The organism is Streptomyces recifensis (assembly GCF_002154615.1).
In the GTDB taxonomy this organism is placed as follows: Bacteria; Actinomycetota; Actinomycetes; order Streptomycetales; family Streptomycetaceae; genus Streptomyces; species Streptomyces griseoluteus.
The window spans coordinates 1-5,329 of the sequence record NZ_MUNH01000191.1; the positions used below are offsets into that span (position 1 = coordinate 1).

Genomic DNA, 5,329 nt, shown 5'->3' on the forward strand with positions numbered 1-5,329 from the left:
AGATGTGTATAGGAGACGGGGATGGGGACGTGGGGGTGGGGACAGGGCGGACCACCGCAGCGGGCCGTGCACGACACCGGCTCTCATGACACCGGCTCCGTCAGCACGAGGTCGGCCGGCACGTCCGACGTGACCGTGACCGAGGCGGGGTCCAGATCGGCGGGCGTCGGCATCACGCTGCCCGGCAACTGCACGGCCGCGGCGCCGTGTGCCACGGCGGAGGCGAGGGCCTCCGGCCCGCTTCCCCCGGCGATCAGGAACCCGGCGAGCGAGGAGTCCCCCGCACCTACATTGCTGCGGACGGCGGCCACGCGGGCGGTGCCGAACCAGGTGCCCCTGCCGTCGACCAGCAGTTGCCCGTCGGCGCCCAGGCTGGCCAGCACCGCGCGGGCGCCCATCGTCCGCAGCTCCTCGGCCGCCTTCACCGCGTCGCCCACGGTGACCAGCGGGCGGCCGACGGCGGCGGACAGTTCCTCGGCGTTGGGCTTGACCACGTCGGGCCGGGCCCGCAGCGCCTGGAGCAGGGCCGGTCCCGAGGTGTCCAGGGCGATGCGGGCGCCGCCGGAGTGGGCGCGGGCGACGACGTCGGCGTACCAGGACGGGGCGAGGCCCAGCGGGAGGCTGCCGCAACAGGCGATCCAGAGGGCGTCGGCCGAGTGCGTGCGCACGGCGCCGAGGAGCGACTCCTCCTCGGCCGGGGTCAGCTCCGGACCGGGCGCGTTGATCTTCGTCAGGACGCCGTCCGCCTCCGCGAGCGCGATGTTGGACCGCGTGGCCCCGGCGACCGGCACGGGTGCGACCTCGATGCCCTGGGCGTCGAGCAGCTCGGCGATCAGGGCGCCGGGCGCGCCGCCGAGGGGCAGGACGGCGAGGGTGCGCCTGCCGGCGGCCGCGACCGCACGGGAGACGTTGACACCCTTGCCGCCGGGGTCCATGCGCTCGCCGGAGGCGCGGATGACCTCGCCGCGCTCCAGGACGGGGACCTCGTAGGTACGGTCCAGGGACGGGTTGGGGGTGACGGTCAGGATCATGCGCGTACCACTTCCGTGCCGCCGCGCTCGATGACGGCCGCGTCCTCGGGGCTGAGCCCGCTGTCGGTGATCAGCAGATCCACGTCGCCCAGGTCGCCGAAGCGGGCGAAGTGCTCCTGGCCGTGCTTGGCGGAGTCCGCGAGCAGGACCACCCGGCGGGCGGCGGCCATGGCCGCGCGCTTGACGGCGGCCTCGGCGAGGTCGGGGGTGGTCAGACCGTGCTCGGCGGAGAAGCCGTTGGCGGCGATGAAGGCCACGTCGGCGCGGATCTCGCCGTAGGCGCGCAGTGCCCAGGCGTCGACGGCGGCGCGGGTGCGGTTGCGGACGCGGCCGCCGACCAGGTGGAGCTGGAGGCCGGGGTGGTCGGCGAGGCGGGCGGCGATCGGCAGGCTGTGGGTGACGGCGGTGAGCGTCGCCTCCAGCGGGATCGCGCCGGCCAGCCGGGCCACGGTGGTGCCCGCGTCGAGGATCACCGTGCCGTCGACGGGGAGTTCCGCGAGGGCCGCCTTGGCGATGCTGTCCTTCTCGTCGGCGGCGGTGGACTCGCGCTCGCTGAGGTCGGGCTCGAAGTCGAGGCGGCCGGCCGGGATGGCGCCGCCGTGCACTCGGCGGACCAGGCCCGCCCGGTCGAGGGCCTTCAGGTCACGGCGGATGGTCTCCGCCGTCACCTGGAACACCTCGGCCAGCGACAGCACGTCCACCCGGCCGCCGTCACGGGCGAGCCGGAGGATCTCCTGCTGACGCTCCGGTGCGTACATGTCCGCCTGCCTCCGAACCTCGGCCCACCGTCCCGACTCATGCCCGAACGTGTGGTTTCACTGCGAGGCTACGCCCCAGTTTCCGGAAAGTAAACGGGTTCGGGCTTCATTCGGACATGAACGGAACTTCAGCAGGCGGACCCGGACACGCTCAGACCTTCACCAGCTCCCGCTCCGCAGCGGGCTCGCTCGCGCCTTCCACGTGCTGCGCGGGCCGCTTCGGCAGCGCCGACATCAGCAGGAAGATCACGCCCATGACCCCGGCCACCCACCACAGCGCGTGCTGGAAGGCGCCCACGAAGGCCGGACCGACCTGCGCCGGGGTGAGCCGGTCCGCGATCTGCCCGAAGAAGACGACCGACACCAGGCCGAGCCCGAGGGCGTTGCCCATCTGCTGCACGGTGTTGATCAGCCCGGAGGCCGATCCGGCGTGCTCGCGCGGCACCTCGGAGAGCACCGCGTCGGTCAGCGGGGCCACGATCAGGCCCATGCCGGCGCCCATCACGACCAGCGGGAGCGCCATCTGCCAGGAGGCGATGGCGAGGCCGTACCGGTCGGACTCCCAGATGTAGAGGAGCACGCCGAGGCCCATCGTCAGGGCGCCGGCCTGGAGCACCTTGCGCCCGAAGCGCGGCACGAGGAACTGCACGGACAGCGCGGCCGCCGTCGACACCGCGAGCGAGAAGGGCACCCCGGTCAGCCCGGCGCGCAGCACGCTCCAGCCGAGGCCGATCTGCATGTACAGCGTCCAGACCAGGAAGAAGATGCCGAGCGCGACCCCGAACACGGTCTGTACGGCGATTCCGGCGGCAAAGCTGCGCACCCGGAACAGGGACAGCTCGACCAGCGGGGAGCCGTCGCGGGCCGCCTTGCGCCGCTCGTAGGCGACCAGTGCGCCGAAGACCGGGAGCGAGCCCGCCATCAGCAGGTGGCCCCAGAGCGGCCAGCCCAGCTCGCGGCCCCGGGTGAGCGGGTAGAGCAGCATCAGCAGGCCCAGGGTGACCAGGGCGACGCCGACGAGGTCCAGCTTGAGGGCGCGGGGTGCGCGGGACTCGGAGATGAAGCGGCGGCCGAGCAGCACGGCGGCGATGCCGACGGGCAGGTTGATCAGGAAGATGGGCCGCCACTCCAAGCCGAACAGGTCCCACTCGGTCAGCAGGGCGCCGAGCAGCGGGCCGGAGACCGCGCCGAGGCCGACGACAGCGCCGAACAGCCCGAAGACCTTGCCGCGTTCGTGGGCGGGGAAGGTGGCGTGCACGATGGAGAGGACCTGCGGGACCATCATCGCGGCCATGCCGCCCTGCAGGATGCGGGCCGTGACCAGCATGGCCGGGTCGACCGCGAAGCCGCACAGCGCCGAGGCGAGGGTGAAGCCGCCGACGCCGAGCAGGAACAGCCGCCTGCGGCCGTGGATGTCACCGAGCCGCCCGCCGGTGATCAGACCGGCCGCGAACGCCAGCGCGTACCCCGCGGTGATCCACTGGATCTGGCTGAACGAGGCGCCCTCGTCCCGCTGGATGGAGGGGATGGCTATGTTCACGATCGTCACGTCGACGAGGTCCATGAAGGCCGCGGTCATCACAATGGCGAGCGCGATCCAGCGGCGCCGGTCCGCGCCGGAGGTCTGTTCCGTTGAGGTCATGTACGCCACGCTAGCGACCCAGTAGGACAGGACGTGTCCTAGATGTGCGGCATGCTCGGACGCATGACGACGGACACCCCGGCCCGGCTGCTGACGCTCCTGTCCCTCCTCCAGACCCCCCGCGAATGGCCCGGCGGCGAGCTGGCCGGCCGGCTCGGGGTCTCCCGGCGTACGGTCCGGCGTGACATCGACCGGCTGCGCGAGCTGGGCTATCCGGTGCAGGCCAGCAAGGGCGCGGAGGGCGGGTACCGGCTGGTCGCGGGCAAGGCCATGCCGCCGCTGGTGCTGGACGACGAGGAGGCCGTCGCCATCGCGGTCGGCCTGCGGGCGGGTGCCGGCCACGCGGTGGAGGGGGTGGACGAGGCGTCGGTGCGGGCGCTGGCCAAGCTGGAGCAGGTGCTCCCGGCCCGGCTGCGCCGCCAGGTGGCCACCCTCCAGGCCGCGACCACCCCGCTGACCAGCGGTGACGGCCCGACCATCGCACCGGAGACGCTGACCGTGATGGCGTCCACGATCGCCGGCCACGAGCGGCTCCGCTTCGCCTACCGCGCCGGGGACGGCAGCGCGTCGCGCCGGCTGACCGAGCCGTACCGGCTGGTGTCCACCGGGCGGCGCTGGTACCTCGTCGCCTACGACCTCGACCGCGAGGACTGGCGCACCTTCCGGGTGGACCGGGTCGGCGACCCCTTCGCCACCGGCGCCCGCTTCACCCCACGCGAACTGCCCTCCGGCGACGCGGCGGAATACCTCCGCCGCTCGATCCAACGGCGCAGCGACACCTGGGAGTTCACCGTCCGCTTCGCGGCCCCCGCCGAGCGGATCGCGGCCCGCGTCCCCCACTGGTTCGGCGCCCCGGAGCCGGACGGCCCGGACCACTGCCTCCTGCACGGGACCACCGGCGACCCGGTGGAGTGGCTGGCGGTCCGGCTGGCGATGACGGGGCACGAGTTCACGGTGCGGAGTCCGGACGTCCTGGCCGAGGCGACGAGGGAGTTGGGTTCACGGCTGCTCCGCGCCGCTCCTCAGCCCTGAGGCGCTTCCCAGGCGAAGTCGCCCAGGGCCACCAGGTTGCCCAGCGCCAGGGCGGCCGGGCCCGCCGGGCCGGTGGGCGGGGCCTCGGTGAGGGCCCAGGTCTCCACGGCGACCCGTACGGCCGCGCCCGCCACGGCTGCGGCGAAGCGGAGGTGGGGAGTGGCGGCCTCGGCAACGTTGTCGGCGTCGTCCTCGGCGGGCCTCAGCCGCGCGGCCAGCGCCTCGGCGAGTTCGGTCTCCGACGCCTGGCAGACCTCCGCCCAGACCTTGCCGAGGGCCGGGCTGGTGTGGGCCATGCGGATCAGGGTGCGGGCCCACTCCCAGGCGGACGCGGAGACGCCGACACCGGGGGCGAGGGTGCGGTCGACGGCGTGCCGGAGTGCCTCGGGCAGGGTGAGGTGGGCCGGGGCCGCGCGGACGGACTCGGTCCACAGCTGGGCGCCGGTCGCGTACAGCGGGGCCACCGCCTCTTCCTTGGAGGCGAAGTAGCGGTAGAAGGTGCGCGGTGCGATGCCCGCCGCGTGCGCGATGTCCTCGGCGCGGGTGGCCCGCAGGCCCTGCCGGACGAAGAGGGTCGCGGCGGCGCGGGCGATCTCCATACGGGTCTCGGCCTTGCGGCGCTCGGTCAGGGAGGCCGCCGGAGAGGCCGGATACGAACGCCTTCGGGCGGTGGTGCCGGTGTTGCCGGTGTTACGGGTGGTACGGGGGGTGCTCACCTCGGCAGGCTATGCCCCTGTGGCAGAATCTGCCATTCGGCGGGTCACCCCGTGGTTCAGGTGCGGGGTGGCCCGCTTTCCCGTGCCCGCCGCCCGGCACGCGGCCGGAGACTCGTGCGGGCGGAAAAACGCCGGGCCCCGGCGCCGGGG

At 73.9% G+C, this 5,329-nt stretch carries 5 protein-coding genes; 1 reads left to right on the forward strand and 4 read right to left on the reverse strand.

The window, feature by feature from the left end:
- Positions 1-83: 83 nt before the first annotated feature.
- The 3 genes from pfkB to CCN33_RS11720 all read right to left on the reverse strand — a co-directional run bounded on the left by pfkB (position 84) and on the right by CCN33_RS11720 (position 3,431).
- A complete protein-coding gene (gene pfkB, locus CCN33_RS11710; protein WP_086693577.1) occupies positions 84-1,031 on the reverse strand; it encodes a 1-phosphofructokinase in 948 nt (315 codons plus the stop codon).
- Entirely contained in the window at positions 1,028-1,789 is a 762-nt protein-coding gene (locus tag CCN33_RS11715; protein WP_086693578.1) for a DeoR/GlpR family DNA-binding transcription regulator, read from the reverse strand. The genes pfkB and CCN33_RS11715 overlap by 4 nt, the downstream gene beginning before the upstream one ends.
- 151 nt (positions 1,790-1,940) lie before the next feature.
- Complete coding sequence (locus CCN33_RS11720; RefSeq protein WP_086693579.1) at positions 1,941-3,431, reverse strand: MFS transporter; 1,491 nt, start codon at positions 3,429-3,431, stop codon at positions 1,941-1,943.
- Positions 3,432-3,494: 63 nt separating this feature from the next.
- Here CCN33_RS11720 and CCN33_RS11725 point away from each other — a divergent pair, with 63 nt between their 5' ends.
- On the forward strand, positions 3,495-4,463 hold the full coding sequence (locus tag CCN33_RS11725) for a helix-turn-helix transcriptional regulator (protein ID WP_086693580.1): 969 nt from the start codon (positions 3,495-3,497) through the stop codon (positions 4,461-4,463).
- On the opposite strand, the gene CCN33_RS11730 is transcribed toward CCN33_RS11725, so the two are convergent.
- Positions 4,454-5,062 carry a TetR/AcrR family transcriptional regulator gene (locus CCN33_RS11730; protein ID WP_086693581.1) on the reverse strand — a complete coding sequence of 203 codons (609 nt, stop codon included), beginning with the start codon at positions 5,060-5,062 and terminating at the stop codon, positions 4,454-4,456. The two genes, CCN33_RS11725 and CCN33_RS11730, sit on opposite strands and share 10 nt — an antisense overlap.
- Between the last annotated feature and the right edge of the window lie 267 nt (positions 5,063-5,329).